This is a genomic window from Microbacterium sp. MEJ108Y (assembly GCF_000834175.1).
Lineage (GTDB): Bacteria > Actinomycetota > Actinomycetes > Actinomycetales > Microbacteriaceae > Microbacterium > Microbacterium forte.
On the sequence record NZ_JXQX01000038.1, the window covers coordinates 182,972 to 209,855 of the forward strand.

At 67.9% G+C, this 26,884-nt stretch carries 23 protein-coding genes; 10 read left to right on the forward strand and 13 right to left on the reverse strand.

Annotation, left to right across the window (positions count from 1 at the left end; genetic code table 11):
• Positions 1-123: 123 nt before the first annotated feature.
• From rbfA to nusA, 4 genes are all read right to left on the reverse strand, one after another.
• Entirely contained in the window at positions 124-558 is a 435-nt protein-coding gene (gene rbfA / locus RU09_RS15805; RefSeq protein WP_042541822.1) for a 30S ribosome-binding factor RbfA, read from the reverse strand.
• Positions 559-629: 71 nt separating this feature from the next.
• Entirely contained in the window at positions 630-3,470 is a 2,841-nt protein-coding gene (gene infB / locus RU09_RS15810) for a translation initiation factor IF-2 (RefSeq protein ID WP_042541823.1), read from the reverse strand.
• A 95-nt stretch (positions 3,471-3,565) separates the two neighbouring features.
• Positions 3,566-3,820 (reverse strand): YlxR family protein, encoded by a 255-nt coding sequence (locus RU09_RS18360; RefSeq protein WP_079112655.1) that lies wholly within the window; start codon positions 3,818-3,820, stop codon positions 3,566-3,568.
• Between the two features lie 59 nt (positions 3,821-3,879).
• Positions 3,880-4,863: a transcription termination factor NusA gene (nusA, locus tag RU09_RS15815; RefSeq protein ID WP_042541824.1), complete on the reverse strand. Its 984-nt coding sequence runs from the start codon at positions 4,861-4,863 to the stop codon at positions 3,880-3,882.
• A 130-nt stretch (positions 4,864-4,993) separates the two neighbouring features.
• Here nusA and RU09_RS15820 point away from each other — a divergent pair, with 130 nt between their 5' ends.
• Complete coding sequence (locus tag RU09_RS15820; protein ID WP_082041183.1) at positions 4,994-6,349, forward strand: flavin monoamine oxidase family protein; 1,356 nt, start codon at positions 4,994-4,996, stop codon at positions 6,347-6,349.
• Here RU09_RS15820 and RU09_RS15825 read toward each other — a convergent pair.
• Entirely contained in the window at positions 6,318-7,358 is a 1,041-nt protein-coding gene (locus RU09_RS15825; protein WP_042541826.1) for a TIGR00730 family Rossman fold protein, read from the reverse strand. The two genes, RU09_RS15820 and RU09_RS15825, sit on opposite strands and share 32 nt — an antisense overlap.
• A gap of 117 nt (positions 7,359-7,475) precedes the next feature.
• Between RU09_RS15825 and RU09_RS15830 the strand changes: the two genes are divergently transcribed.
• Positions 7,476-7,979: a pyridoxamine 5'-phosphate oxidase family protein gene (locus RU09_RS15830; protein WP_042541827.1), complete on the forward strand. Its 504-nt coding sequence runs from the start codon at positions 7,476-7,478 to the stop codon at positions 7,977-7,979.
• Between the two features lie 72 nt (positions 7,980-8,051).
• Here the strand turns inward: RU09_RS15830 and RU09_RS15835 are convergent, their stop codons facing one another.
• Positions 8,052-9,809, reverse strand: a complete 1,758-nt coding sequence (locus RU09_RS15835; RefSeq protein ID WP_042541828.1) for a proline--tRNA ligase — start codon at positions 9,807-9,809, stop codon at positions 8,052-8,054.
• 42 nt (positions 9,810-9,851) lie between these two features.
• Positions 9,852-10,622: an isocitrate lyase/PEP mutase family protein gene (locus RU09_RS15840; protein WP_042541829.1), complete on the reverse strand. Its 771-nt coding sequence runs from the start codon at positions 10,620-10,622 to the stop codon at positions 9,852-9,854.
• Between the two features lie 215 nt (positions 10,623-10,837).
• Here RU09_RS15840 and RU09_RS15845 point away from each other — a divergent pair, with 215 nt between their 5' ends.
• Positions 10,838-12,253: an RNB domain-containing ribonuclease gene (locus RU09_RS15845; protein ID WP_042541830.1), complete on the forward strand. Its 1,416-nt coding sequence runs from the start codon at positions 10,838-10,840 to the stop codon at positions 12,251-12,253.
• A gap of 17 nt (positions 12,254-12,270) precedes the next feature.
• On the forward strand, positions 12,271-13,494 hold the full coding sequence (locus tag RU09_RS18800; protein WP_082041167.1) for an NUDIX domain-containing protein: 1,224 nt from the start codon (positions 12,271-12,273) through the stop codon (positions 13,492-13,494).
• A 6-nt stretch (positions 13,495-13,500) separates the two neighbouring features.
• Here RU09_RS18800 and RU09_RS15855 read toward each other — a convergent pair whose 3' ends face one another.
• Entirely contained in the window at positions 13,501-14,367 is an 867-nt protein-coding gene (locus RU09_RS15855; protein WP_042541831.1) for a hypothetical protein, read from the reverse strand.
• 31 nt (positions 14,368-14,398) lie between these two features.
• The gene (gene ispG, locus RU09_RS15860; protein ID WP_042541832.1) at positions 14,399-15,529 is read right to left on the reverse strand and encodes a flavodoxin-dependent (E)-4-hydroxy-3-methylbut-2-enyl-diphosphate synthase; all 1,131 of its coding nucleotides are present in this window, start codon (positions 15,527-15,529) and stop codon (positions 14,399-14,401) included.
• Between the two features lie 251 nt (positions 15,530-15,780).
• Here ispG and RU09_RS15865 point away from each other — a divergent pair, with 251 nt between their 5' ends.
• The gene (locus RU09_RS15865) at positions 15,781-17,664 is read left to right on the forward strand and encodes a chorismate-binding protein (protein WP_042541833.1); all 1,884 of its coding nucleotides are present in this window, start codon (positions 15,781-15,783) and stop codon (positions 17,662-17,664) included.
• A 59-nt stretch (positions 17,665-17,723) separates the two neighbouring features.
• Here RU09_RS15865 and RU09_RS15870 read toward each other — a convergent pair whose 3' ends face one another.
• On the reverse strand, positions 17,724-19,040 hold the full coding sequence (locus RU09_RS15870) for a M50 family metallopeptidase (protein ID WP_156145956.1): 1,317 nt from the start codon (positions 19,038-19,040) through the stop codon (positions 17,724-17,726).
• 82 nt (positions 19,041-19,122) lie between these two features.
• Between RU09_RS15870 and RU09_RS15875 the strand changes: the two genes are divergently transcribed.
• From RU09_RS15875 to RU09_RS15885, 3 genes are all read left to right on the forward strand, one after another.
• The gene (locus RU09_RS15875) at positions 19,123-19,695 is read left to right on the forward strand and encodes a hypothetical protein (RefSeq protein WP_042541834.1); all 573 of its coding nucleotides are present in this window, start codon (positions 19,123-19,125) and stop codon (positions 19,693-19,695) included.
• An 89-nt stretch (positions 19,696-19,784) separates the two neighbouring features.
• The gene (locus RU09_RS15880; RefSeq protein ID WP_042541835.1) at positions 19,785-20,471 is read left to right on the forward strand and encodes a YcnI family copper-binding membrane protein; all 687 of its coding nucleotides are present in this window, start codon (positions 19,785-19,787) and stop codon (positions 20,469-20,471) included.
• An 89-nt stretch (positions 20,472-20,560) separates the two neighbouring features.
• Positions 20,561-22,183 carry a Mur ligase family protein gene (locus RU09_RS15885; protein ID WP_042541836.1) on the forward strand — a complete coding sequence of 541 codons (1,623 nt, stop codon included), beginning with the start codon at positions 20,561-20,563 and terminating at the stop codon, positions 22,181-22,183.
• A 95-nt stretch (positions 22,184-22,278) separates the two neighbouring features.
• Here the strand turns inward: RU09_RS15885 and dxr are convergent, their stop codons facing one another.
• Positions 22,279-23,361 (reverse strand): 1-deoxy-D-xylulose-5-phosphate reductoisomerase, encoded by a 1,083-nt coding sequence (gene dxr, locus RU09_RS15890; protein ID WP_042541837.1) that lies wholly within the window; start codon positions 23,359-23,361, stop codon positions 22,279-22,281.
• A gap of 36 nt (positions 23,362-23,397) precedes the next feature.
• Positions 23,398-24,387, reverse strand: a complete 990-nt coding sequence (locus tag RU09_RS15895) for an FKBP-type peptidyl-prolyl cis-trans isomerase (protein WP_042541838.1) — start codon at positions 24,385-24,387, stop codon at positions 23,398-23,400.
• A 123-nt stretch (positions 24,388-24,510) separates the two neighbouring features.
• On the opposite strand from RU09_RS15895, the gene RU09_RS15900 reads away from it, so the two are divergent.
• The gene (locus RU09_RS15900; RefSeq protein WP_042541839.1) at positions 24,511-25,290 is read left to right on the forward strand and encodes a lysophospholipid acyltransferase family protein; all 780 of its coding nucleotides are present in this window, start codon (positions 24,511-24,513) and stop codon (positions 25,288-25,290) included.
• Between the two features lie 14 nt (positions 25,291-25,304).
• Here the strand turns inward: RU09_RS15900 and RU09_RS15905 are convergent, their stop codons facing one another.
• Positions 25,305-25,799 carry an OsmC family protein gene (locus RU09_RS15905; RefSeq protein WP_042541840.1) on the reverse strand — a complete coding sequence of 165 codons (495 nt, stop codon included), beginning with the start codon at positions 25,797-25,799 and terminating at the stop codon, positions 25,305-25,307.
• Positions 25,800-25,880: 81 nt separating this feature from the next.
• Here RU09_RS15905 and RU09_RS15910 point away from each other — a divergent pair, with 81 nt between their 5' ends.
• A complete protein-coding gene (locus RU09_RS15910; protein WP_042541841.1) occupies positions 25,881-26,876 on the forward strand; it encodes an asparaginase in 996 nt (331 codons plus the stop codon).
• Positions 26,877-26,884: the final 8 nt, after the last annotated feature.

Sequence of the window (26,884 nt, forward strand, 5' to 3'; positions counted from 1 at the left end):
GCGACCGAGGCCGCCCCGTGCGCGCGCGAAAAAACGATGCCGAACCCCCCAGTCCCCGCGGGCGATCACCCGTTGAGCTGAGGTTATCAAGACACTCCGACGCCCCGAAGAGGGCGCCGATATTCAGGACTTCGTGTCGTCGTCTTCGTCGCGGAGGTACGGATCCGCGTCGCCCGCGTGCGACGCGGACGATGCGAGCTTCGCCACTTCGGCGTCGCGCTGCTGCGCTTCACGGAGGAGGGCCGAGATGTGATCGGCGTTCTCCGGCAGCGCATCGGGGATGAACTCGAGCGTCGGCACGAGGCGCGTGCTGAGCTGCTTACCGACCTCGCTGCGCAGCATGCCAGTGGCGGAGGTCAGAGCCTCCCCGCTGGAGAGTCGCTCCTCTTCGGTACCGAGCACCGTGTAGAACACCGAGGCGTGCTGCAGGTCACCCGTGACACGGACATCCGTGATCGTGACGAAGCCGAGGCGCGGGTCTCGCAACCCCTTCTCGAGGCGCTCCGCAAGGATCACTCGAATCCGATCAGCCAGACGGGCCTGTCGTTCACCAGCCATTGTTCTCTCCCTCTACGTACTCTTCGGGCGAGGATGCATCACGCACCCTCGCCCGAAGATATCGAACTCGATCAGCCGCGAGGCTTCTCGATCAGTTCCGTCGTCTCGATCTCGTCACCGATCTGGATGTCGTTGAACTTGCCGAGGCCGATACCGGCTTCGTAGTCCGTACGCACCTCGGTGACGTCGTCCTTGAAGCGACGCAGCGACTCGATGGCCAGGCCATCTGCGATGACCACACCGTCGCGGATGACGCGAGCCTTGGCGTTTCGCGTGATCGTTCCCGATCGCACGATGACACCGGCGATGTTGCCGAACTTCGAGGAGCGGAACACCTCGCGGATCTCGGCGACACCCGACTGGACCTCTTCGTACTCCGGCTTGAGCATGCCCTTGAGCGAGCTCTCGACCTCGTCGATCGCGTTGTAGATCACCGAGTAGAACCGGATGTCCACACCTTCACGCTGAGCGCGCTCGCGCGCCTTCGTGTCGGGGCGGACGTTGAAGCCCACGATGATCGCGTTGTCGATCGTCGCGAGGTTGACGTCGGACTCCGTGATCGCACCGACACCGCGGTGGATGATGCGGAGCTGCACCGAATCGTCGACCTCGATCTTGAGCAGCGACTCCTCGAGTGCCTCGACGGCACCGGAGACGTCACCCTTGATGATGAGGTTGAGCGACTCGACCTTGCCCTCTTCGAGAGCACGGGTGAAGTCCTCGAGCGAGATGCGCTTGCGGGCCTTGGCCAGCTGGGCGTTGCGCTCGACTGCTTCACGCTTCTCAGCGATCTGACGGGCCATGCGGTCTTCTTCGGTGACGATGAAGACATCGCCTGCACGCGGCACCGAGTTCAGACCCTGCACCTGCACCGGACGCGACGGGTAGGCCTCAAGGACCTGCTCACCGTTCTCGTCTGCCATCGCACGCACACGGCCGTAAGCCGTTCCTGCGACGATCGCGTCACCGATCCGAAGTGTTCCGGACTGGATCAGCACCGTGGCGATGGATCCGCGGCCCTTGTCGAGCTTCGCCTCGATGGCGACACCGCGAGCGGCCTTGTTCGGGTTGGCCGTGAGGTCGAGACCCGCGTCGGCGGTGAGCAGCACAGCGTCCAGGAGTTCCTGGATTCCGGTGTTCGCCCGAGCCGAGACGTCGACGAACATGACGTCTCCGCCATACTCCTCTGCGACCAGACCGTACTCGGTGAGCTGCTGACGGACCTTGGCCGGGTTGGCGTCGGGCTTGTCTACCTTGTTCACCGCGACCACGATCGGCACGTTCGCCGCCTGGGCGTGGTTCAGCGCCTCGACCGTCTGGGGCATGATGCCGTCGTCGGCTGCGACCACGAGGATCGCGAGGTCGGTGACCTGCGCTCCACGAGCACGCATGGCGGTGAACGCCTCGTGACCCGGGGTGTCGATGAAGGTGATGGCACGCTCGATGCCCTCGTGCTCCGTCCACACCTGGTACGCACCGATGTGCTGCGTGATGCCGCCGGCTTCACCCTCGATGACGTTGGTCTGGCGGATGGCGTCGAGCAGGCGGGTCTTACCGTGATCGACGTGACCCATGACGGTGACGACGGGAGGACGGATCTCGAGGTCGTCCTCGCTCTCCGCCTCCAGCTCGGCCTCGAGGTCGAGACCGAAGCCCTCGAGGAGCTCCTTGTCCTCGTCCTCAGGCGAGACCATCTGGATCTTGTATCCGAGCTCCTCGCCGAGCACCTCGAACGTCGCCTCATCCAGCGACTCGGTGGCCGTGGCCATCTCGCCGAGGTTGAAGAGGATCGTCACGAGGGTTCCGGGCTGAACCGTGTAGCCGGTCAGCGTCTCGATCTTGTCGGCGAAGTCCGCGATCGACGCACCACGGCGCATGCGGATAATCTCCCCGTTGCCGCGGGTGACGTTGACGCCACCGACGACCGGGGCGCTCCGCATCTCGAACTCCTGCCGCTTCGCCCGCCGCGACTTGCGCTGCTTGCTCTTGCCGCCGCCCTTGCCGAAGGCACCTGCGGTACCTCCACCAGGACCACGGCCGCGACCGCCGCCACCACCGGGGCGACCTGCGAAGCCACCGCCGGGACGAGCACCGGGACCGGCACCGGGTCCACCGGCACCGCCGGGACGACCGGGGCCGCCGGGACGCTGCTGGAACGGTGCACCACCGGGACGACCACCCTGACCGCCGCGCGGAGCGCCGGGACGGGGAGAACCGGGACGAGGCGCACCGGGACGCGGGGCACCGGGGCGCGGAGCCTGCGGACGCGGGATGTTGCCGGGAGTCGGGCTCGGCCGCTGGCCCATTCCCTGCGCCGAGGCGAAGGGGTTGTTGCCGGGACGAGGACCTGCCGGACGCTGGCCCATGCCCTGCGCCGACGAGAACGGGTTGTTGCCCGGACGCGGTGCGCCGGGCTTCGGTGCGCCGCCGTCGTTCGACTTGGGCGCAGCGGATCCGGACGTACCCTCGGCCGAAGCAGCAGGCTCGGCCGGAGCCTCTGCGGCCGGGGCGGGAGCCTCAGGAGCCGGAGCGGCAACGGGCTCTTCCGGCGCGGGGGCCGGCTTGGGTCCGGGCTTGGGCCCGGGAGTAGGTCCACCCGTCTTGGCGGCACCGGGCTTCGCGGCACCGGGCGTTGCAGCACCGGACGTTGCAGCACCGGGCGTCGCAGCACCGGTCTTGGCCGCACCGGGCTTGGCGGCACCGGGCTTGGCCGCAGCGGGAGCCGTGTCAGCGGATGCCTTCAGCGAGGCGTCCGACTCGATGGCAGCGCGAAGCTTGCGCGCCACCGGCGGTTCGATGGTCGAAGAGGGGCTCTTGACGAACTCTCCGAGTTCCTTGAGCTTTGCAAGTGCGATCTTGCTGTCGACGCCGAGTTCGGCGGCGATCTCGTGTACGCGTGGTTTACCAGCCACAATTCTCCTGTCTGGGGTCGGTCCACCCAGACAGGGCAGACCACTAGTCGCGGACGGGTCTCATTTCGAGCCGTTCACTTTGTTTCCATAGCCGTTCAGCCTTTGTTTCTTGGTGGGTATTGTTCGATGATCCGCGTATCCAGATTGCCGGATGCGCGAAGTGCTCGGCCGAAAGCTCGGCGCCGCAGAGCGGCATCCATGCATTCCGGTGTCGGATGCACCCACGCGCCTCGCCCTGGCAGGACGCTTCGCTCATCGATGATGAGGATGTCGTCTTGGGACACCACTCTGAGAAGAGCGGCGCGGGGAGCACGCGTGCGACAGCCGACGCACGTTCGTACGGGTTCCATCTTACACCTGTGTTCCCGTCCGACTCGCGCGACGGGCGCGAGTCGGACGTGACGAGCGGTCAGTCCAGGACGCTGTCGGGCTGGATGTCGATCTTCGCGCCGGTGAGCTTCGCAGCCAGACGAGCGTTCTGACCCTCCTTGCCGATGGCGAGAGAGAGCTGATAGTCGGGCACCAGTGCACGCACGGCCCTGGTGTTCGCGTCGAGGATGAACGCGCTGGTCACCTTGGCCGGCGAGAGGGCGTTCGCGACGAAGGCGGCGAGCTCCGGATCGTGATCGACGATGTCGATCTTCTCGCCTGCGAGCTCCTCGGTGACGGCGCGCACGCGACGCCCCATCTCACCGATGCAGGCACCCTTGGCGTTGATCGCCGGGTCGTTGGCGCGGACGGCGATCTTGGTGCGGTGTCCGGCCTCGCGGGCCAGCGAGACGATCTCGACGAGACCTGCGGCGATCTCGGGCACCTCGAGTGCGAACAGCTTGCGAACGAGACCGGGGTGCGTGCGCGAGACGGTGATCTGCGGCCCCTTGAGGCCCTTCGCGACGCTCGTCACATACACGCGCAGACGCGAGCCGTGGGTGTACTCCTCGCCCGGCACCTGCTCCTCGGGAGGAAGGATCGCCTCGACAGCTCCGAGGTCGACGTGGATCATGCGAGGGTTCGGTCCCTGCTGGATCACGCCGGCGACGATGTCGCCTTCCTTGTCCTTGAAGTCGCCGAGCACCACGTCGTCCGCGATGTCGCGCAGACGCTGGCTGATGACCTGCTTCGCGGCGAAGGCGGCGATCCGGCCGAAGTCATCCGGCGTGGCATCCTCTTCCCCGATGATCGCGCCCTCTTCGTCCTTGACGACCTGCAGCACGGCGACGTGCCCGGTCCGACGATCGAGCTCGACGCGGACACCCTCGGGGGTGGCGCCCTCCGCGGAGACATGCTTGGAGTAGGCGGTCAGGATGGCCTGCTCGATGATCGAGACCAGCTCGTCGAAGGGGATCGCCTTCTCCTTCTCGATCCCACGCAGCAGACTCAGTTCGATATCCATGACGACTCCCTATTCAGCTCTCGTCGCGCGGGTGTGCACACGCGACATCCGTACCACGATACCCTGTGCCCACCGCCGGTCGCCACGAGGCGGCCGCACCGATGCGGTGCCCAGCATGCAGGAGGACTCAGTGACGACGTACGACACCATCGTGATCGGGGCGGGGATGTCCGGGGTGACGGCGGCTCGCATGCTCGCCGATGCCGGAGCGGACGTCATCGTCCTCGAGGCGAGGGATCGCATCGGCGGCCGGATGCACACCGATCGCACCGCAGGCTTCCCCGTCGATCTCGGCGCGTCGTGGGTGCATGGCATCGAGGGCTCCGCGCTGTGGGATCTCGTGCAGGCTCTCGAGATTCCGACGCTCGAATACACCGTCGGCAGCTTCCAGGCCGGAGGGCGGCCGATCGAGAACTTCGACGGCGACGGCAGGCCGATGGATGCCGCCCGCACCTCCCAGTGGGTCGCCGAGGTCGAGGAGGCCGATCGCCTACTGGTCGACGAGATCGAACGTTCCTCCCCCGGCGACACCTATCTCGATGTCACCGAGCGCGCGCTCGACCGCACCGGCTTCGATCCTGAGCGCATCGATGAGATCCGGGAGTTCTTCCGTCATCGCGTCGAGGAGCAGTGCGGAGCGTGGATCGGCGACCTCGACGCGCACGGGCTCGACGAGGACGCGATCGACGGAGACGAGGTCATCTTCCCCCGCGGGTACGACGAGCTCCCGCGGCGCATCGCCGCCGGACTCGACATCCGCCTGAGCCAGGCGGTCACCCGGATCGCGCGCACGGATGCCGGAGTCACCGTGTCGACCGAGAACGGAGAGTTCTCCGCACGAAGCGCCCTGGTCACCGTGCCGCTCGGCGTGCTCAAGGCGGGGTCGATCGACTTCACCCCTCCCCTGCCCGAGGCTGTCGCCGGGCCGATCGAGCGGCTGGGCATGGGGGTCTTCAACAAGATCTTCATCCAGTTCCCGGAACGCTTCTGGAACGACGACAGCTACGTGCTGCGGGCACTCGGCGAGGCCGGCGAGCACTGGCACTCCTGGTACGACGTGTCAGCCGTCAGCGGACTTCCCACCCTGCTGACTTTCGCGGCCGGTCCGTTCGGCCGCCGGATGCAGGAGCTGTCCGACGACGAGATCGTCGCGGATGTCGTGCGCGCTCTTCGCGACCTCTACCCCGATGCCGTCGGCGAACCCACCGCTCACTGGGTCACCCGTTGGGGCCACGACGCGTTCTCGAACGGCTCGTACTCGCATCTCGCGGTCGGGTCGTCGCACCACGACCACGACGAGCTCGCGGGACCGGTCGACGCAGTGCTGCATTTCGCCGGCGAGGCGACGTGGGGAGACGAGCCGGCGACAGTGGGGGCGGCCTTCTATTCAGGCCACCGCGCGGCCGAGAGGATCCTCGCCGGCTCCGTGGATCTCGCCCGGTTCGCCGCTGGGATCAGAGCGCGGGAGCGGACTCCAGCGAGTTGATCGCGCCGATCAGGCGGAACAGACTGCCGACCTGACGCTGATCGAGGTGCAGGGCCAGTCGCGGTAGATGCAGCACGTCATCGTCGGCGACCTCGGGCGACCGCGGAGCAGTCCTCTCGATACGTCCGCTCGCCAGCATCCCGGCGAACTGCTCGTTGAGCTGCTCCACCTCGGTATCGGACGGCTCGGCTCGGAGGCGGAGCACCAGGGTGTCTCCGAACCACCGCAGTGAGTCGTAGTTGCGCCAGAACCCTGCGATCACGGAGGCGGCCGACTCGACGGAGTCGGTGATGACGACGCGGTCGAAGTCGCCCTCGGAGATCACGCCCGTGGGCGCCAGATCCTCGTCGATGAACCGCTTGAGACCGTTCCAGAAGGTGCCGCCTGGCTCGTCGAGCAGGACGATCGGCGTCGGCTCGGCCTTGCCTGTCTGCTGCAGCGTGAGCAGCTCGAACATCTCGTCGAGCGTGCCGAACCCGCCAGGCAGGCAGATGAAGCCGCTGGACTCCTTGATGAGCATCAGCTTGCGGGTGAAGAAGTACTTCATCGCCACCACGTGCTCGCTCGCCGCGATCAGGCTGTTGGCCTTCTCTTCGAACGGAAGCCTGATCGACACCCCGAGTGAGAGCGCCGGGCCTGCACCCTCCGCCGCAGCCTGCATGATCCCCGGGCCTGCCCCGGTGACCACCATCCACCCATCCGCTGCCAGAGCGGCGGCGACGTAACGGGCCTGCACGTAGAGCGGATCATCGTGCCGGGTCCGAGCCGAACCGAACACCGTGACCTTGGGCACACCCTCGAACGGAGCGAACAGCCGGAAGGCGTCTCGCATCTCGGCGAGAGCGGCGGAGGCGATCTTGAGGTCGAGACGGTCGGTGCCGTCCTCACCCAGCAGGACCGCCGTGCGCATCATGCGCATGACCAGCCTGCGGTCGGTCTTCACCCCGGCCTCGTCGAGGACGTTGTTGATCTCGGCGCTCAGCGATTCCGGCAGCGGTTCGTCGGTCATGCCCTCAGCCTGTCACGAGGGCGTGTCGGCCGGGTCGACGCAACGCCGCTGTGATCATCCTCATCACGCGGTGTCAATACCCGTGCGCACGGATGTCATCCGAGGCACAGTGTCGGCATGACTGAGATCACTGGACCAGAAGCACTCGCACGCGTGACCGAGCTCGTCGAGGACATCGACTTCACGATGCTGACGACGACGGACGACGACGGCAACCTGGTGAGCAGACCGATGTCGACCAGGCAGATGGACGATGCCGGAGACATCTGGTTCTTCACCGCGGAAGACACGGAGAAGGTCGAAGAAGCACGAGCCCACCATCAGGTCGGCCTCTCGTATTGCGATGCCAAGGGCATGCGATATGTCTCGGTGGCCGGGAACGCGTCCGTGGTGCACGACCGCGCGAAGATGGAGGAGCTCTACTCGCCCTCGCTCGACATCTGGTTCGAAGACGGCCTCGACACCCCCGGCATCGCACTTCTGAAGGTGACGCCGACAGTGACCGAGTTCTGGGAGCCTGCCAAGGGCAAGATCGCGATGGCGGCCGGGGCGCTCAAGGCGCTCGTCACCAAGGACACCCCCGACGACGACATCATGAACCACGGTCGCATCGTCTGCTGACAGACGGTTCGCCCCCGGACAGACGGAATGCCGCGCACCTCGGACGAGGTGCGCGGCATTCTCCGTCCGCGCTCAGCGCCGGGACAGCTGCTGCAGGGCCTCTTCGACCGACACCGCTTCGCGGTCATCGGTGCTGCGATCCCACAGCTCGACCTGGCCGTCGGCAGCGCCACGGCCGACGATGACGATCTTCGGCACGCCGACGAGCTCCGCGTCTCCGAACTTCACACCGGGCGACACCTTCGGACGGTCGTCGTAGAGCACGTCGAGGCCTGCGGACTCCAGTTGCGCCGAGAGCTCGGTCGCCACGTCGAAGGCCACCTGATCGCGGCCGGCTGCGACGACCTGCACATCGAACGGTGCGACGGATGCCGGCCAGATGAGACCCTTCTCATCGTTGTGCAGCTCGGCGATGATCGCGAGGATGCGCGTGATGCCGATTCCGTACGAACCCATCGTGACCGTGACGAGCTTGCCGTTCTCGTTCAGCACCTTGAGGCCCAGGGTCTCGGCGAAGAACCTCCCGAGCTGGAAGACGTGACCGATCTCCATGCCACGAGCGAGCTCCACGGGTCCGGAGCCGTCGGGCGCGGGATCCCCGGCCCTGACGTTCGCGATCTCGACGACCCCGTCGGCGAAGAAGTCCCGACCGGCGACGACCGAATGCGCATGCTTCTGATCGATGTTCGCACCGGTGATCCAGCTGGTCCCCTCGCTCACGCGGGGGTCGACCAGGTAGCGGATCCCGGTCGCGGACTCCTCTCCGAGCACCGCGCCGGTCGGTGACCACGGACCGATGTAGCCCCGCACGAGCAGCGGGTTCTTCTCGAAGTCGTCAGCGGTGGCGGTCTCGACCTCGGCCGGAGCGAAAGCGACCTCCGCGCGCTTCTCATCGACCTCGCGATCGCCCGGGATCCCGACGACGACGAGCTCGCGCGTGCCGTCCACATGCGTGAGCGCCAGCACGACGTTCTTGAGGGTGTCGGCAGCGGTGTAGTCGCCATCCAGGTTCGCGTTCGCGTGCGCCACGAGCGTCTCGATCGTGGGAGTGTCCGGTGAGTCGAAGACGATCGGCGCAGCATCGGCGTCGAAACCGATGGCGTCAGGGACCTCGGTCGAGAAAGCCTCGACATTCGCGGCGTATCCCCCCGCGCTGCGCACGAAGGTGTCCTCACCGACAGGTGTCGGGTGGAGGAACTCCTCGCTTCGCGCGCCGCCCATGAGTCCGTTGTCGGCATTCACGATCACGTATTCGAGACCGAGCCGCTGGAAGATCCGCTCATATGCGTCCCGCTGCGCCTGATAGCTGGTCTCGAGACCGGCATCCGACGCGTCGAACGAGTAGGCGTCCTTCATCGTGAACTCGCGACCGCGGAGCAGGCCAGCCCGCGGGCGTGCCTCATCGCGGTACTTGTCCTGGATCTGATAGATCGTGAGGGGCAGATCCTTGTACGACGAGTAGAGGTCCTTCACGAGGAGCGTGAACATCTCTTCGTGCGTCGGCGCGAGAAGGTAGTCCGCGCCCTTCCGGTCCTGAAGGCGGAAGATCCCGTCGCCGTACGATTCCCAGCGTCCGGACAGCTCGTAGGGCTCGCGCGGAAGCAGCGCGGGGAAGTGGACCTCCTGCGCGCCGGCATTCGCCATCTCCTCGCGCACGATGGCCTCGATGCGCGCCTTGACCTTGAGGCCCAGAGGCAGCCACGTGAACACGCCCGGTGCCGCGCGGCGGATGTAGCCGGCGCGGATCAGCAGCCTGTGGCTGGCGACCTCTGCTTCTGCAGGGTCTTCGCGGAGCGTGCGGAGGAAGAAGTTCGAAAGACGAGTGACCACCGGGCAAGTCTACTGACCGGTGGTCACCCGTTTCGCGTCGCGTCAGTTGAGCGCAGGGAGGCCGTTCGGGATCACGCCGCCCGCATACAGGCTGGCGGCGAGCTCCTGAACAGCGGTGAGCGCCACACGCTGCGGGAGCGGCCCGTACGAGATGCGGGCGACGCCCAGCTTCTCGTACTCGGAGGCGGCGAGGGTTCCAGGGAGCCCGATCACGCTGAGCTTGCCTTCGCCGAGACCCTCGACGAGCTGGCGGGTGATGTTGGCGTCGAGCATTCCGGGCACGAACACCGCGGTGGCTCCGGCGTCGAGGAACGCCCGTCCGCGCTGGATCGCATCCGCGACGCTTTCCGCGACAGGGCGGTGGCCGGCGCGGACGAACGCGTCGGTGCGCGCGTTGAGCGCGAACGGCACGCCCTCGGCCTCCGCTGCCTTGACGATGGCCTCGACTGCGGCGACGGATTCGTCGAACGGCTTGAGGCGGTCTTCGATGTTGGCTCCGACCACGCCCGCGCCGATCGCCAGGCGGGTGGTCTCCCCTGCGTCGCCGTATCCGTCATCGAGGTCGGCGGTCACCGGGACCGAGACGGAGGCCGCGATGCGACCCACCATGTCGATCATGATGTCTCGGGAGATCGTGCCGTCCTCGAAACCGAACGAGGCGGCGATGCCGTGACCGGCAGTCGCGATCGCCTTCGTCTCGGGAAGCTTCGCGACAGCGCGGGCTGACACGACGTCCCACACATTCACGACGCGGAGGATCTCCGGGGCTTCATAGAGTCCGATCAAGGTCTTGGCCTTCGCAGCAGTGGTCATACCCCCACGCTAACGCCCAGTATTCCGGTCTGGGTCGGACGGACACGCGAATCACAGGTTCCGAGGGGTCGCAGCGCATCACGGACCCTCCGCCTCCTCTCCCGTGTGCGCCTCCACCGCTGCTCAAGACAGCCAGCCGCCGGCCTCCTGAGGAGTTCCGGGCGACCCGGCTCGGGGCGACGGCTGTCTCGTCCGCGGCGTCATAGTGTGGGGACATGCCTCAGCGCCGATCGCACGTTGCCCCGTCAGCCGCGCAGACCGAGCTCGCTGCAGCGCTCGCCGCGCTGAGAGAGTCCCTCGATGCGCCCACGGACTTCCCCGCCGCTGTCGTCGCCGAAGCAGAGGCCACGAAAGCGGCGACTCCCGAGCTCGATCTGCGCGACATCCCCTTCGCGACCCTCGATCCGCTCGGGTCACGTGACCTCGACCAGGCGTTCCACCTCGAACGCGATGGCTCCGGCTTCGCAGTCCGCTACGCGATCGCCGACGTCCCGGGGTTCGTTGCGCCCGGCGGAGAGGTCGACACGGAGGCTCGGCGCCGCGGCCAGACACTGTATGCCGCGGACGGGACGATTCCCCTGCATCCGAAGATCCTCAGCGAGGACCGCGCATCGCTCCTGGCCGATGTGGATCGCCCTGCCCTGGTCTGGACGTTCGCGCTCGACTCCTCGGGCACCGTCACGGACTTCCGCCTGGAGCGGGCGCTGGTCCGTTCCCGCGCCCAACTGGACTACGTCAGCGCCCAAGCAGGACTCGACCGCGGCGAAGGCGGTCCCGCGGCGCTGTTGCCGGAGATCGGCGCATTGCGGATCGAGCAGGAGAAGATCCGCGGCGGCGCGAGCCTGAACCTCCCGGACGAGGAGGTGACCAGAGCGGCCGATGGCAGCTACGCGATCGAGCGCCGCCATCCTCTTCCCGTCGAGGAGTGGAACGCCCAACTGTCCCTCATGACCGGTATGGCGGCGGCGTCGCTGATGCTGGGCGCCGGCACCGGCATCCTTCGAACCATGCCGCAGCCCGACGAGAAGGCCTTCGACGCGTTCCGCCATCAGACCGAGGCTCTCGGACGACCGTGGACGACGGGACGATACGGCGATTATCTGCGTGACCTGGATCGCGCCGACCCGATGACCCTGCCCGTTCTCGAGGCAGCCGCGACCCTGTTCCGCGGCGCCGGCTACGTGACTTTCGACGGCTCCGCCCCGAGCGACGCACAACAGGCTGCGATTGCGGCGCCCTACGCCCACGCGACCGCTCCCCTGCGTCGACTCGTCGATCGCTGGTCTCTCGAGATCTGCCTCGCCGTGTCGGAAGACCGGGACGTGCCCGGCTGGGTTCGCGAGTCGCTGCCCGACCTCCCTGCGCTGATGCAGAGCTCCGGGCAACGCGCGTCCAGACTCGACTCGGCGACGATCAACTGCGTCGAAGCCGCACTGCTCACGCCTTTCGTGGGCCGGACGGTCGAGGCGACCGTGATCGAGATACGCGGCGAGCGCGCGACGGTCCAGCTCGCCGACCCTGCTGTGACCGCGTCCGCCCCTGTACCCGCCGGCACGGTGCCCGGCGGACGTGTCTCCTTGCGCCTCGTCAGCACCGACGTCGCCCGAGGCGAGATCGAGTTCGCGATCTGACCCCTAGGCTCTGCTCCATGCCCACATCGCCCTACGTCAGCGGGATCCGCGAACGCATCGGTCACGATCTCCTGCTGCTCCCCGCGGTCACTGCCGTCATCCGGCGAGATGACCGCTTCCTGCTGTGTCGGCGGGTGGACTCGTCGGAGTGGGGCCTGGTCGGCGGCGCGGTCGAACCCGGTGAGGATCCGAAGGATGCCGTGCTGCGCGAGGTGCGCGAAGAGCTCGGGACCCGTGTCGGCATCGATGGTCTCGTCGGAGCGTACGGCGGCGAGGAGCTCCTCGTCCGATACGCCAACCACGACGTCGTCAGCTACGTCACGACCGCGTTCCTCTGCTCGATCCCTGATGGCTCGCCCCTGGTCTTCGCCGACGGAGAACTGGCCGAGACAGGGTGGTTCGCGCTCGACGAGATCGCAGCGTTGCGACGTGATCGAGCCATCGACCGAATCCTCGGAGATGCGGTCGACCTCGCCCGGGCTCCCGCCGCGACCCCGCCCCCGACCCCGACCCCGATCGTCGAGAAGGATGAAGATCGCGCTGTCGGGGTGGACCACTTCGCCGTCGCAGCACGGTTCGTCACCGCCCGCTTTCCCGGCGCCGACGTGGCCATCGTGGCCGGAAGCACGGCACGAGGCGATCGCACTGCGACGAGTGACATCGACCTGCTGCTGGTCGGCGATCAGCTCTTCGATGTCGAAGGGCAGACGAGCGAAGCCTCGACGCACGAGTTCGAGGGCGAGACCTTCGAGGTCTTCGCATACACGCCGACGGGGTTCGACGAGTGGGCGGCACGAGGCATCGCGCAGCATCGACCGGTGACGGTGCACATGCTGGTCGACGGCACCGCGATCAGAGACGATGGCCGACTGGCATCGCTCCGCCGGCAGTGGCGGAGCGTGCTCGACTCAGGGCCATCGCTCAGCGCGAGTGAGTCCGCGTTCCGTCGCTACGTCATCACCGATGTGCTCGACGATCTGGCGGACGCGACAGACCCTCTCGAGCAGCGTGTGGAGGCATCCGTCCTGTTCGAGCGGATCGCAGAGCTCATGCTGCTCACCGAGGGGCGGTGGATAGGGACGGGCAAATGGTTGCCGCGACGCCTCCGCGAGCTGAGCGTCGAGCGAGGGGACCGCTTGACCGTCCCTCTGCTCGAGAGCGACTACACGACCTTCGCAGCCCGCGTCTCGGATGAGCTCGAGCGCGCCGGCGGTCGAGTGCAGTCCGGCTTCGTTCGCTGAGCGGACTCAGACCGCGGGAACGGCCTTCGTGGTCATCACCAGCAGCTGCGGATCCGTCAGGTCGAGCGCCACCGAGATAGAGACGAACTCGGAGAGAGACTCCACGTGCGTTCCGCCGCAGAGGATCTGCGCGTCGCCCTCCGGGAGTTCGCAGTGCCAGCTGCGACGATCAACGATCGCGGGGCCTTCGGGCGCCACGCGGCTCGCCGCACCGGTGGAGACCCACGCGGCCAGCTGCGCGTTGATCGCCGCCTCGCGCTCTCCGAGCGTCGCCACGAAGGTCTCTGTGTCGAATCCGGCCCGGCGCAGGCTCTTGCCCAGGCGGTACTCGTCGACCGCGCCGTCTTCATGGATGCGGCTGGACTGGTTCGCCCTGGCCTCGAAGTTCGGGTTGCCCAGAGCATCCGCACCGGGATCCTTGCGCCACAGATCGCCGAGAGCGATGTCCAACGCCAACGACGCCAGGTGGCACGCGGTGTGGCCGCGGCTGAGGCCTGCCCGTCGTGGGGCGTCGACCGACAACTCGACGCGTGCCCCCTCGACCAGCCAGGATGGAGCGTCGCCGGCGATCGGGTGACCGACGAGCCACGTCCATCCTTCGACGCCGCGCTTGACCGGGATGTCGGCTCCGACCGCGAACTGGCCCTCGTCCGACACGGCGGCCATCACGGCCTCGGCGACACGGACGACGTTCCCTTCGGCAGAGAGCTCGCCTGTGTCTCCGGGCTGGTCCGGCCAGGTGTGGTCGACCGGGTGGAACGGGGTCGCGTCGACCACGACGATCGTTCCCCGCGATGATGTCTCGACCCGCGAAACAGTGCTCGACCCTCTGAGGTCGCCTCCGGCGAAGGACACGATCGTGGACGACGGCATGGAACTCCTCATGTCGGATCGACGGGGTCGGTCAGGCCGTGACGACCTGCGCGGTGCCGAGCGGCGCCTCAGGCCCCATCTCAGCGGCGATGCGGTTGGCCTCTTCGATCAGAGTCGCGACGATGTCGGCCTCCGGCACGGTCTTGATGACCTCGCCCTTGACGAAGATCTGGCCCTTGCCGTTACCGGATGCGACACCGAGGTCAGCCTCGCGGGCTTCACCCGGGCCATTCACGACGCAGCCCATGACGGCCACTCGCAGCGGGACGGTCATGTCCTTGAGTCCCTCGGTGACGTTCTCGGCGAGCGTGTACACGTCGACCTGGGCGCGTCCGCACGAGGGGCACGAGACGATCTCGAGCTTGCGCTCACGGAGGTTCAAGGACTGCAGGATCTGGTGACCTACCTTCACCTCTTCAGCCGGCGGCGCTGACAGAGACACACGGATGGTGTCTCCGATGCCCTCACCGAGCAGGATGCCGAATGCCGTGGCGCTCTTGATCGTGCCCTGGAACGCGGGGCCCGCCTCGGTCACACCGAGGTGCAGCGGCCAGTCGCCCCGCTCGGCGAGCTGACGGTAGGCCTTCACCATGACGATCGGGTCGTTGTGCTTGACCGAGATCTTGAAGTCGTGGAAGTCGTGCTCCTCGAACAGCGAAGCCTCCCAGACGGCGCTCTCGACGAGCGCCTCAGCGGTCGCCTTGCCGTACTTGGTCAGAATGCGGCGGTCGAGCGAGCCCGCATTGACACCGATGCGCAGCGAGACACCCGCAGCCTTGGCAGCCTCGGCGATCTTGCCGACGTTGCCGTCGAACTCACGGATGTTGCCCGGGTTCACCCGAACTGCGCCGCAGCCCGCGTCGATGGCGGTGTAGATGTAGCGCGGCTGGAAGTGGATGTCGGCGATGACGGGAATCTGGCTCTTCATCGCGATGATCTTCAGCGCGTCGGCGTCGTCCTGATGCGGGACGGCGACGCGGACGATCTCGCATCCGGATGCGGTCAGCTCCGCGATCTGCTGGAGAGTCGCGTTGATGTCCGTCGTCTTCGTCGTCGTCATGGACTGGACGGTCACGGGGGCGTCACCGCCGACGAGCACCTTGCCCACCTTGATCTGGCGAGACTTGCGGCGCGGGGCGAGGACTTCGGGGATCTTCGGCATCCCAAGATTCACTGCTGGCACAACCCCCAGCCTACGCCGCCTGCATGCACGCAGGCTGGATGCCGCACGGCTCGGACGCGCGTCACACGACCGGGGCGGCGGTGCGCGGTGTGATAGTTTTCAGCCCATGCTCGCGAACTTCACCTGGTGGCCCGCCTCTTAGGCGGTGTGTTCGCGTTCCCACGAATCCAGACCGCCTCCGGGGCGGTCTTTTCGTTGAGCCGAGCCGGAGCCATGCACAGGAGACACCGATGACCCTCTCACGTCTTTCCGAGCTCACCGCAGATCCCGCGGCGTCGTTCGTGCTGATCGCCCGAGACGGCGCCGACACCGTCGAGCTGCTCACCGGCGAGGTCGTCGATGTCGAACTGCTGGCTGACATCCCGCTGTCGATAGACGGCATCCCCCGCGAGATCTTCACCATGGTGCCCTACCGTCAGGTGCGCGAGCGCGGCTTCGTCGCCCAGGATGACGGCGCGCCCCTGCGCTGCATCGTGGTCGATGAGCACCTCCACCTGCCCACGTCTGCGCTGCTCGCCGAGCTTCCGACGGATGCCGTGCCGTTGAGCGACGGCGGCTTCGACATCGCCGACGACGAGTACGCAGGGATCGTCGAGACCGTGATCGCCGACGAGATCGGACGCGGTGAAGGCGCGAACTTCGTGATCCGTCGCGACTTCACCGCCGAGATCGAGGTCGACGACCGAACCGCCGCGCTCACCTGGTTCCGGGCTCTTCTCGCGCACGAACGAGGCGCTTATTGGACCTTCGCGGTGGTGACACCCGGGCACATCGCGGTCGGCGCGAGCCCTGAGGCGCACGTCGTCGCGCGCGGCGGCGTCGTCACGATGAATCCCATCTCGGGCACGTTCCGCCACCCTGCGGGGGGAGCCACGAGAGAGACGCTCGTCGACTTCCTCTCCTCGACGAAGGAGACCGAAGAGCTCTTCATGGTGGTGGACGAGGAGCTCAAGATGATGAGCGCCGTATGCTCCGACGGCGGACGCATCACCGGCCCACATCTGAAGGAGATGTCGCGCCTCACCCACACCGAGTACATGCTCCGCGGGCGCAGTGCTCTCGACCCCCGCGACATCCTGCGCGAGACGATGTTCGCGCCGACCGTGACCGGCTCGCCGATGCAGAACGCATGCGCGGTGATCCGTCGCCATGAGAAGAAGCCGCGCGGCTACTACTCGGGCGTCGCCGCCCTGTTCACTCCGAACGACGCCGGAGGGCACGACCTCGACGCACCGATCCTGATCCGCACCGTGTATCTCCAGAACGGCTCGCTAAGTGTGCCCGTGGGGGCGACGCTCGTGCGCCACTCGGACCCGCACGGCGAGGTGTCGGAGACCCACGGTAAGGCCGCCGGCGTGCTCGGTGCCATCGGGGCGATCGATCGCGACAGCGTCGCCGAGGCGCGCGACGATGCCGACGCGCCGGGCGAACGGCTGCCCCTCGCCGACGACCCCGTAGTCGCTGAGCTCCTCTCCTCGCGCAATGCGCGCCTGGCCGACTTCTGGCTGAATCCGCAGGGTGACGATCTGACCGGGCCCTTCGCCGGGCGCTCGGCGATCGTCGTCGATGCGGAGGACCGCTTCACCACGATGCTCGCTCACCAGCTGCGCCACCTCGGACTCGATGTCACGATCCGCGCCTGGAGCGACGTCGACGACGCCGAGCTCGACGCGGCCGACCTCGTGGTCGCCGGCCCGGGACCCGGCGACCCCCGCGACATCGAGAGCTCTCGGATCACCAGGTTGCGCGAGGTCGTGTCGCGACGTGTGGACGCCGGGTCGCCGCTGCTCGCCGTGTGCCTGAGCCACCAGATCCTCAGCGATCGCCTCGGCATCGCCCTGATGCCCCTCGCCGCGCCGCATCAGGGGCTGCAGAAGTCGGTCCCCGTGTTCGGCGAAGACGCCTCGATCGGCTTCTACAACACCTTCACGGCCAGGGTGACCCCCGGCACGACGTCGACGGGAACGGTCGAGGTGTCGGCCGACCCCGAATCAGGCGACGTCTACGCGCTTCGCGGCGAGCGCTTCGCATCGGTGCAGGGCCACCTGGAGTCGATCCTGTCGCGCGACGGCATCCGCACTCTCGAGCGTCTGGTCTCGCACGCGCTCGCCTGATCCGAAGGCGGATGCCGTCGCGACCCGCCCGTCCAGCCAGCCGACCCCGCGAAGGCGGCTCAGCCGCCGAAGATGTTCACCGGGTTGAAGACATCGGCGAGGAGCAGCACGGCCCCCATCACGATGAGCAGTGTCGCCACGACCACGGTCAGCGGCACGAGCCTGGTGGCGTCGACGGGCGGGGGCGGCGGTCGCCGGAACAACTTCGCCCAGGCGCGGCGGATGCCGTCCCACAGCGCGACGACCACGTGCCCTCCGTCGAGCGGCAGCAGCGGGATCAGGTTGAACACGAACAGTGCGACATTGAGGGATCCGAGAAGCCCGAGAAGCACGGAGAAGCGGTTGAGGATCGGCGCATCGATCGCCGCGACCTCACCCGCGATGCGTCCGACCCCCACGACGCTCAGCGGCCCGTTCGGATCGCGCTCAGACCCGGTGACCAGTGAGACGCCGGTCTCCCAGATCCGCACCGGAAGGGTGACGATCATCGACCCCACGCGCACGACGGTATCGGCCGCCATCTGGGGTCCTGCCGACAGCGGCTGGGGGACGAAGCCCATCTGCGCCGCCATGCCGACGTAGCCGACCTCCCGGACGACGGGCTGCCCGTCCTCGCCGATGACCGGCTGCCCGCTCGCATCGGTGATGGTGCGCTCAGCCTCGATCGGAGTGATGCTCAGAGTCTGCTCGGCACCGTCTCGAAGCACCACCAGTTCCAGGGTCTCTCCTGGAGCGGCCTGCACGATGGCGGTCGCCTGCGCGAAGGTCGACACGGGCTGACCGTCGACGGAAACCAGCACGTCGCCGGGCCTGATGCCGGCCTCGGCAGCCGGCGTCGCCGGGTCGTCGGCCTCGCACTCGGTCGCCGTCGATCCGGCGGGCAGGACGCACTGGTTCACCGACGCGATGGTCGTGGTCCCCTGCTGCACTCCGATGCCGGACACCAGAACAGTGAAGATCACGATCGCGAGGATCAGGTTCATCAACGGGCCGCCGAGCATCACGACGACGCGCTTCCACACGGGGAGACGGTAGAAGACGCGGTCCTCAGCACCTTCGGCGATCGTCTCGTCGTTCGCCGACCGTGCGTCCTGCACGAGAGCGCGGAACACGCCCTTCGCCGGGCCCGATGCGGTGGAGGCCGGGTACATCCCCGACATCGAGATGAATCCGCCGAGCGGCAGCAGCTTGAAGCCGTACTCCGTCTCGCCGATGCGCTTGGACCACAGTCTCGGGCCGAAGCCGATCATGTACTGGCCCACACGCACGCCGAAGAGCTTCGCCGGCAGGAGGTGGCCGACCTCGTGCAGACCGATCGACAGGCCGAGGCCGATCAGCATGAACACGATGCCACCCAGATAGAGCAGTGCTTCCACTCCCCCAAGCTAGTGCTCGTCGCCTAGGAATAAGCCCCATGTGCTGCGCAGGGCGATGACGCGGCGCGGTTAGGCTTGTGTCGTGACCTCCCGCCAGCTGCGACTTCTGCGCGCAGCAGCGGCGTCCGGTGCCGCAACCCTCGTGGCCGCGGCGTCGCACACCACCGCGGGCGGAGCCGCTCCGCATCCGCTCTTGGTCATCGCCGTCGCAGCGCTCCTCGTGCCTCTCGCGGCACTGCTCATCGGCGCCCGGGTCTCCAGATCGCGCGTCGCTCTGACGGTGCTGGTCAGTCAGGGGCTCTTCCACCTCGTGTTCCAGCTGCTCGGCACACCGACCGGCACGACGGCGCTCGGTGGCCACGAACACCATCTTGACCTCGCCGCCCTGGGCCCGGTGGTCGCGACGACCGCTCCTGATGCGCTCATGATCGTCGGTCACGCCATCGCAGCGATCGTCACCACCGCTCTGGTCTGTCACGGCGAGTCGTCGGTGCGAGCGATCGCCGGCTGGGTGCAGGCACGCCTCCGCCGCACGGTCACCCTGTTCCGACCGGCCCATGAACGTCCCGCCTTCCCGGTGTTCGCGATCCGAGTGCCGACCGAGAACGACTTCTCGGTATCGGTCTCGCGCCGCGGTCCTCCTGCGCACGTCTGATCACGTATCGCCTCCCCGAGGCGTTTCCACCTTCCCGCGGATGCCGCGCACACCGACGCGCCCGCAGATCAGCACACAGGAGTACCACCATGCGTTCCACCACCACCCGCCGCAACATCACCGCAGGACTCGTCGGCGGCACGATCCTCGCTCTCGCCCTCCCCGCGATGGCCAGCGCCCACGTCAGTGTCAGCCCGGATGAGCTGACTGCAGGGGACCACGGCGTGCTCACCTTCTCGTTCGCGCACGGCTGCGAGAACTCGCCGACCACCTCGCTGAAGGTGACGATGCCCGAGGGCCTCGCATCGGTCGCGCCCACCATGGACAGCGACTGGACGATCGACATCGAGAAAGGCGATGACGGCCTCGTCAGCGCCGTGACCTACACCGCCATCGCGCCGGTGCCCAATGAACTGCGCGGCGCAGTGAGCATGGCTGTCGGGCTCGAGGAGGACACGCCCGACTCGCTCGCATTCCCGGTCGTCCAGACATGCGTCGAGGGCAGCACCGAATGGACGCAGCTCGCAGAGGACGGCGAAGACCCGCACAGCCTCGACGCCCCGGCTCCGGTCGTCGAGGTCGTCGCCGCGTCCGCTGACGGACACGGGGAGCACGGCTCCGCGGACGAGGCCGAAGACGCGGACACCGCGAACTCGGAAGCCGCCGACGATGCGGTCTTCGCGAACGCGCTCGGCACGGCACTGGGCGCGGGCGGCCTCGTCGCCGGCATCGCCGCACTCGTCGTCTCCGTACTGGCGTACCGCCGCAAGGCGTGACGACCCGGCGCGTCTCCTCGGCTCGATGGGGCCGAGGAGACGTGCCGCACCCCGTGTTCTCCTCGGAGCCGTGAGATCATTGATGCGACATGTCGATTGAACAACAACCGAGCCTGCCTCCCGTGCTCCGCCCCGCGAACCCGCCCCGGCGTGAGCTGTCCGAACTCGCCTCTCGATTCGCACGAGACGTCCGCGGCGAGGTGAACGGTGTCACCCTGTCAGGGATCACCCTCGCCACCGCCGACCTCCGCACCGGCGAGGCCTTCGTCGCGATCCGGGGTGTGAACCGCCACGGGGCCGAGTTCGCGGCCACCGCCGCCGAGAAGGGTGCCGTCGCGATCATCACCGACGAGGACGGCGCCGACATCGCCGAACCGGCCGGACTCCCCGTGCTCATCGTGGACGACCCCCGCGCCGTGCTCGGTGCACTGAGCGCCTGGGTCTACGGCACGGGCGCAGGCGAGCCGCTCCCGCTGCTGTTCGCCACCACGGGCACCAACGGCAAGACGAGCGTCTCGCATCTGCTCGAGGGCATCCTCGGCCAGCTCGGCGTCGTCACCGGACTCTCGTCGACCGCCGAGCGCCACATCGCCGGTGAGGTCATCGTCTCGAGACTGACGACCCCGGAAGCCTCCGAGATGCACGCGCTGCTCGCGCTGATGCGCGAGCGCGACGTCGAGGCCGTCGCCGTCGAAGTCAGCGCTCAGGCGCTCTCTCGTCACCGCGTGGACGGCATCCGCTTCGACGTCGCCGGCTTCACCAATCTCAGCCATGACCACCTCGACGACTACGCCGATATGGAGGAGTACTTCGAGGCCAAGCTGGCGCTGTTCCGACCGGATCGGGCGACGCGCGCAGTGGTATGCCTCGACTCAGCGTCGGGCGCCACCGTCGCGCAGCGCTCGGAGATCCCCGTGGTCACCGTCGGCACCCCCTCGATCGCCGCCGATCCCGAGGCCGCGGCCCGCGCGGACTGGGTCGTGGTGATCGACGACGAGCGCGCATCCGGAACCACGTTCACGCTGACCGGCCCGGCAGGAAGACTGACGACGACCGTTCCCGTGATCGGCCCGCACATGGCGGCGAATGCCGCCCTCGCGATCGTGATGCTGCTCGAAGGCGGCTACGAATGGGACCGCATCGCCTCGGCGCTCGACCGTGACGGCGGCATCCTGGCGCATCTCCCGGGTCGCACCCAACTCGTCTCCGGCGACACAGGCCCTGTCGTCTTCGTCGACTTCGGGCACTCTCCCGACGCGTTCGAGAAGACCCTCGCCGCGGTCCGCCGTGTCACACCCGGCAAGGTGCTGATGCTCTTCGGCGCCGACGGCGACCGCGATGCCAGCAAACGCTTCGATATGGCGCGCACTGCCGTGGAGGGCAGTGACATCCTCGTCGTGACGGACCACCACCCCCGCTTCGAAGACCCCGATTCGATCAGGGCCACTCTCGTCGCCGGCGCCCGCGCGACGCGGCCAGACGCCCAGATCCACGAGTACTCGCCTCCCGAGGCGGCCATCGTGGCAGCGGTCGGCCTGGTCGGAGAGGGCGACTCGATCCTGTGGGCGGGTCCGGGGCATCAGGACTATCGCGACATCCGGGGCGTGCGCACGCCCTATTCGGCCCGCGAGCTGGCGCGACGTGCGCTGCGTGCGGCCGGGTGGCCGGTGCCCGATTCGCACTGGCCGGTCCCCTACCCCGACGAGGACTGACCCGAGCGCCGATGCCGTCGCGATTCACGGCGGCGCGGCAGCGGGGCGGCCCTCGATCGCCTCTCGCCTCGAGCGGGTGACCGCCTGAGGGCGGATCAGGCGCGCGCGATCAGCTCGTCAGCCTTGCGGCGCGCCCACTCCTCGGCCTCGGCGAGCGATTCGACCGTCAGCGTCTGCGGCGGCTCGTGGGCATCGACCACGCGCGAGATCGTGTCGACGATTCCGAGGAACGGCAGGCGTCCCTCATGGAAGGCATCGACCGCCTGCTCGTTGGCGGCGTTGTAGACGGCGGGGAATGTCGCGCCCGCACGGCCCACGGCCTTGGCGAGGTCGACAGCCGGGAACGCGACGTCGTCGAGCGGCTCGAAGGTCCACGAGGTCGCCTGGGTCCAGTCGAGGGGTCGTCCGACCCCGCCGACGCGACTCGGCCAGTCGAGCCCCAGCGAGATCGGCAGACGCATGTCGGGCGGGGACGCCTGGGCGATCGTCGAGCCGTCGATGAACTCGACCATCGAGTGCACGATCGACTGCGGGTGCACGACGACCTCGATGTCGTCGTAGGCGACGTCGAACAGCAGGTGCGCCTCGATCACCTCGAGACCCTTGTTCACCAGCGTCGCGGAGTTCGTCGTGACCATCCGACCCATGTCCCATGTCGGGTGCGCGAGTGCCTCCTGCGGGGTGACCTCGAGCATCTGCTCGCGTGAGCGCCCGCGGAACGGCCCACCGGATGCCGTCACCACCAGGCGTCTCACCTCGGCGTGGGTGCCGCTGCGCAGCGCCTGCGCCAGGGCCGAGTGCTCCGAGTCGACAGGGACGATCTGGTCAGGGGCGGCCGCAGCGAGAACCAGCTCACCACCGACGATGAGGGATTCCTTGTTCGCGAGAGCGAGGGTTCTGCCGGCTTTCAGCGCCGCAAGAGTGGAACCGAGTCCGATCGATCCGGTGATCGCGTTGAGCACCACGTCGGCCTCGACATCGCGGACCAGCTGCTCGGCCTCGGCCGCACCCAGTGCAGTGCTGTCGACGTGGAAGCTCGCAGCCTGCTCCGCGAGCATCTCGGCGTTCGTCCCGGCGGCGAGGCCGACGAGTTCGAAACGTCGAGGATTGGCGCGGATGACGTCGAGCGCCTGCGTGCCGATGGAGCCGGTGGAGCCGAGGACGATGATGCGACGCATGCCGCCAGCCTATGGCAAGCCCCCGGCCCCTCTGCGTTACGGCGCCTGCTCGACCGGAGTCGTCGCGAGGATGTCGACGACGAAGACGAGGGTCTCTCCGGTCAGATCGGTGTCGTTCGTCTCGCCCTCACCGTAGCCGTCCTTCGGAGGCATGGCGACGACCACCTGCGACCCGACCTTCTGGCCTTCGAGGGCCATCTTGAACCCGGGGACCACTCCGCTGGTCGGGAACTGCGATGGCGCTGCGTCCCGGCTCCAGCTCGAGTCGAACTCGGAGCCGTCCGACCACTTCACGCCGCGGTACTGCACCGTGACGAGGTCGCCCGCTCCGACGACGGCGCCGTCACCCTGCTTGAGGACGGCCACCTCCGTCTCGGTGGGGGCGTCGGCGTCGGGGATCGTGATGGTGGGAGAACCGGCGTCGTCGAGCTCGACGACGGGCATGCCCTCAGTCGCATCGACATCGGAGCCGGAAGCCGTCGTGGGAAGCTGCTCGATCGTCTCGACGTAGAGGACGCTCGGGTTCATGCCCTCCTGCGCTGCAGGAAGGGTCAGGACGACGCTCGAACCGATCGGGAGGCACTCCGCCGCGACGGTGAAGACGGTGGACTGCGTCGGATCGACGATCTGCTGCGGCTGCTGGACGGCGAGGAGAGCGGACAGGACTCCGTCGGGCCCGCGCTCCGAGGTGCTGAGCACTTCGTTGGTCGTGGCGTCGATCAGCTGGTAGCGCAGCGAGACGAGGTCTCCGGGCATGACGTCGTCACCATCGCCCTCGACCACGACCGAACGCTCGGCCTCGGCGAGATCCGTGCCCTCGGGTACGGAGACCTTGGCACCTGCGCCGGATCCCTCGACGGACACGGCATCGGAGCCTGCCCCCGACGCGATGTCAGCGAGGCAGGAGCTCTCGGAGCCGGCATCCGGGGTGGCGGTCGACTCCGGAGTCGCGTCACCGGAGCACCCGGCCAGCAGAAGGGTCGCCGCGGCGACGGTGGACAGGACGATAAGCGGACGCTTGCGCACAGTTGAACCTCAGGATCGCGGGCGGGACACCCCATCATCCCTCACGCCCCTTTGCTGATGCTGGGAGGCGCGCGCTGGCGCTTCATTCCCGCCGCGGCATGATTGCCGGGGTAATCTGCTCTGATGACGTCAGAGCAGTCCGTGGAGCCCGAAACTTCGCCCGCAGAGACTGAGAAGCCTCGTCACGCAGGCTTCGCCTATGCGCTCGGTCGCAGCCTCATCACCCCGCTCGCGCGCACGATCTACCGCCCACGCATCGAGGGCAGGGAGAACGTCCCGAAGGACGGCGCGGTCATCTTCGCGAGCAATCACCTGTCCTTCATCGACTCGATCGCGATTCCGGTGGCCTCTCCACGACCCGTGCATTTCCTGGCGAAGTCCACCTATTTCGAGGGGACGGGGTTCAAGGGCTGGCTCAGCAAGACGTTCTTCGAGTCCATCGGCGCCATCTCCGTGCGCCGTGGTGCGGGCAAGGCCGCCCTCGACGCCCTCGACGTGCAACGCCAGCTGCTCGACGAGGGCCTCGCCGTCGCTCTCTATCCCGAGGGCACGCGTTCGACCGACGGACGCCTGTACAAGGGGCGCACGGGTGTGGCCTTCCTTGCGCTGCAGACCGGAGCACCTGTCGTCCCGGTCGGATTGATCGGCACGGACAAGGTCATGCCCGTCGGCGCCAAGATGCCCACTCTGAAGGAACGCATCACGGTGCGCTTCGGCGAACCGCTCGACCTCTCGCCCCATGGCCCCGCCACGAGCGGTCGCGCCCGCAGACTCGCGACGGACGAGATCATGGCCGCGATCCATGCCCTGTCCGGCCAGGAGCTGGCCGACGCCTACAACGAGGCTCCCGCCCAGAGCACGATCGAGAAGATCAAGCAGGCGCTCCCCCACGAACGCCGCTGACGCGGACCGACCGCTCAGTCCGTCTCGGCGCGCACCGACGCCTCGTGCCGCACCGGGAAGTTCATCGAGTTCGCGATGAAGCACCATTCGTTGGCCTGCGCATGAGCACGCTCGGCCGCGTCGATCATCGACACATCCGCGACGACCACCTCCGGACGCAGCATCACCTCGACGAACGCGCCGCCGCCTTTCCCGTCCTCTCGCATCATCCCCGTAGCCGAGTCCCGATAGGAGACGACGACGACGCCTGCAGTGACGCAGGCGTGCAGGTAGGAGAGCAGATGGCACTCGGAGAGCGAGGCGAGCAGCAGATCCTCGGGATTCCACCGCGACGGATCGCCACGGAACGGCTTATCGGCTGAGGCGAGGATGTCGGGCTTGCCCGCGACCTCCAGCGTGACATCGCGACGATATTCGCGATAGCCGCTGGTGCCGGTGCCGGAGTTGCCGGTCCAGGTGGAGCTGAGTGAATAGCGATGCTCGCCGAGCGGCACTGGTCTATCTGCCATGTCGACAGTCTGCCACCAGGAAGCCCTCGACGATCCCCGCGCCTGGCACTGCGTGCACCCAACCGACGATATCCTTGGGAGGTGCTGGAGACTCTCACCGTTCAAGATGCCGTGGAACTCGCCGTCGTCGAACGGAGCGGATTCATCGAGTCCCGCCACGCGGGAGCAGCGGTGGTGCTCTCACCTGATGGCGACATCGTCGCGCGCTATGGGAACGCGGACGCTCTGATCCTGCCTCGCTCGAGCCTCAAGCCGTTGCAGGCCGTGGCGTGCATCACCGCAGGAGCCGCTCTGGAGGGCGCGCAGCTCGCCATGTCCACCGCGAGCCACAGCGGCACCGACCGTCATGCCGCGGTCGTCCGCGACGTCCTCACCGAGGGCGGCCTCACCGAGGACCACCTGGGTTGCCCGCCGGCGTGGCCCGGCGATACGTCCGCCCGTGACGAGCTCGTGCGCGAGCACGGTGCGCAGACCCGCATCCGCATGAACTGCTCCGGCAAACATGCGGCGATGCTTCGCGCCTGCGTCGCGACCGGCTGGCCCACCGACAGCTACCTCGACCCGACTCACCCGCTGCAGCTGCACATCCGCGAGGTCATCGAGCGTCTGACCGGCGAGAAGGTCGCCCACACGGCGATCGACGGATGCGGCGCCCCGGTCTACGCGATCACGCTGACGGGTCTCGCCCGTTCGATCCACCGGATCGGCACCGCCTCCGATCGCTCTCCGTTCGCCCTGCATCGGGTCGCAGGTTCTCTGGTGCGCGCGGTGCGCGAGCACCCGTGGACCATCGACGGACCCGGTCGCCCTGACACCATCGCGATCGAGAAGCTCGGGGTGTTCGCGAAGGGCGGCGCAGAGGGCGTCATGGTCATGGTCGCTCCGAACGGAACGACCGTGGCGCTGAAGATGCTCGACGGCGGCGCACGCGCATCGACCATCGTGGCCGCGACTCTGCTCGCACGCGCAGGCGGGCTCACCGACTCCGAGGTCGCGACTCTCTCCGCCGCTCTGCCTCTCGAGGTGCTCGGTGGCGGCGCGGAGGTCGGAGCCGTCCGCCCCGGCAGCGGCATCTGACCACACGA

Coding starts and splice junctions, on each gene's coding strand:
- RU09_RS15900 (WP_042541839.1), top strand. CDS start 24,511: ATGACGTCAGAGCAGTCCGTGGAGCCCGAAACTTCGCCCGCAGAGACT.
- RU09_RS15845 (WP_042541830.1), top strand. CDS start 10,838: ATGCCTCAGCGCCGATCGCACGTTGCCCCGTCAGCCGCGCAGACCGAG.
- RU09_RS15825 (WP_042541826.1), bottom strand. CDS start 7,358: ATGACCGACGAACCGCTGCCGGAATCGCTGAGCGCCGAGATCAACAAC.
- RU09_RS15905 (WP_042541840.1), bottom strand. CDS start 25,799: ATGGCAGATAGACCAGTGCCGCTCGGCGAGCATCGCTATTCACTCAGC.
- ispG (WP_042541832.1), bottom strand. CDS start 15,529: ATGCCGAAGATCCCCGAAGTCCTCGCCCCGCGCCGCAAGTCTCGCCAG.
- RU09_RS15830 (WP_042541827.1), top strand. CDS start 7,476: ATGACTGAGATCACTGGACCAGAAGCACTCGCACGCGTGACCGAGCTC.
- RU09_RS18360 (WP_079112655.1), bottom strand. CDS start 3,820: ATGGAACCCGTACGAACGTGCGTCGGCTGTCGCACGCGTGCTCCCCGC.
- nusA (WP_042541824.1), bottom strand. CDS start 4,863: ATGGATATCGAACTGAGTCTGCTGCGTGGGATCGAGAAGGAGAAGGCG.
- RU09_RS15885 (WP_042541836.1), top strand. CDS start 20,561: ATGTCGATTGAACAACAACCGAGCCTGCCTCCCGTGCTCCGCCCCGCG.
- rbfA (WP_042541822.1), bottom strand. CDS start 558: ATGGCTGGTGAACGACAGGCCCGTCTGGCTGATCGGATTCGAGTGATC.
- RU09_RS15865 (WP_042541833.1), top strand. CDS start 15,781: ATGACCCTCTCACGTCTTTCCGAGCTCACCGCAGATCCCGCGGCGTCG.
- RU09_RS18800 (WP_082041167.1), top strand. CDS start 12,271: ATGCCCACATCGCCCTACGTCAGCGGGATCCGCGAACGCATCGGTCAC.
- RU09_RS15855 (WP_042541831.1), bottom strand. CDS start 14,367: ATGCCGTCGTCCACGATCGTGTCCTTCGCCGGAGGCGACCTCAGAGGG.
- RU09_RS15840 (WP_042541829.1), bottom strand. CDS start 10,622: ATGACCACTGCTGCGAAGGCCAAGACCTTGATCGGACTCTATGAAGCC.
- dxr (WP_042541837.1), bottom strand. CDS start 23,361: ATGCGTCGCATCATCGTCCTCGGCTCCACCGGCTCCATCGGCACGCAG.
- RU09_RS15880 (WP_042541835.1), top strand. CDS start 19,785: ATGCGTTCCACCACCACCCGCCGCAACATCACCGCAGGACTCGTCGGC.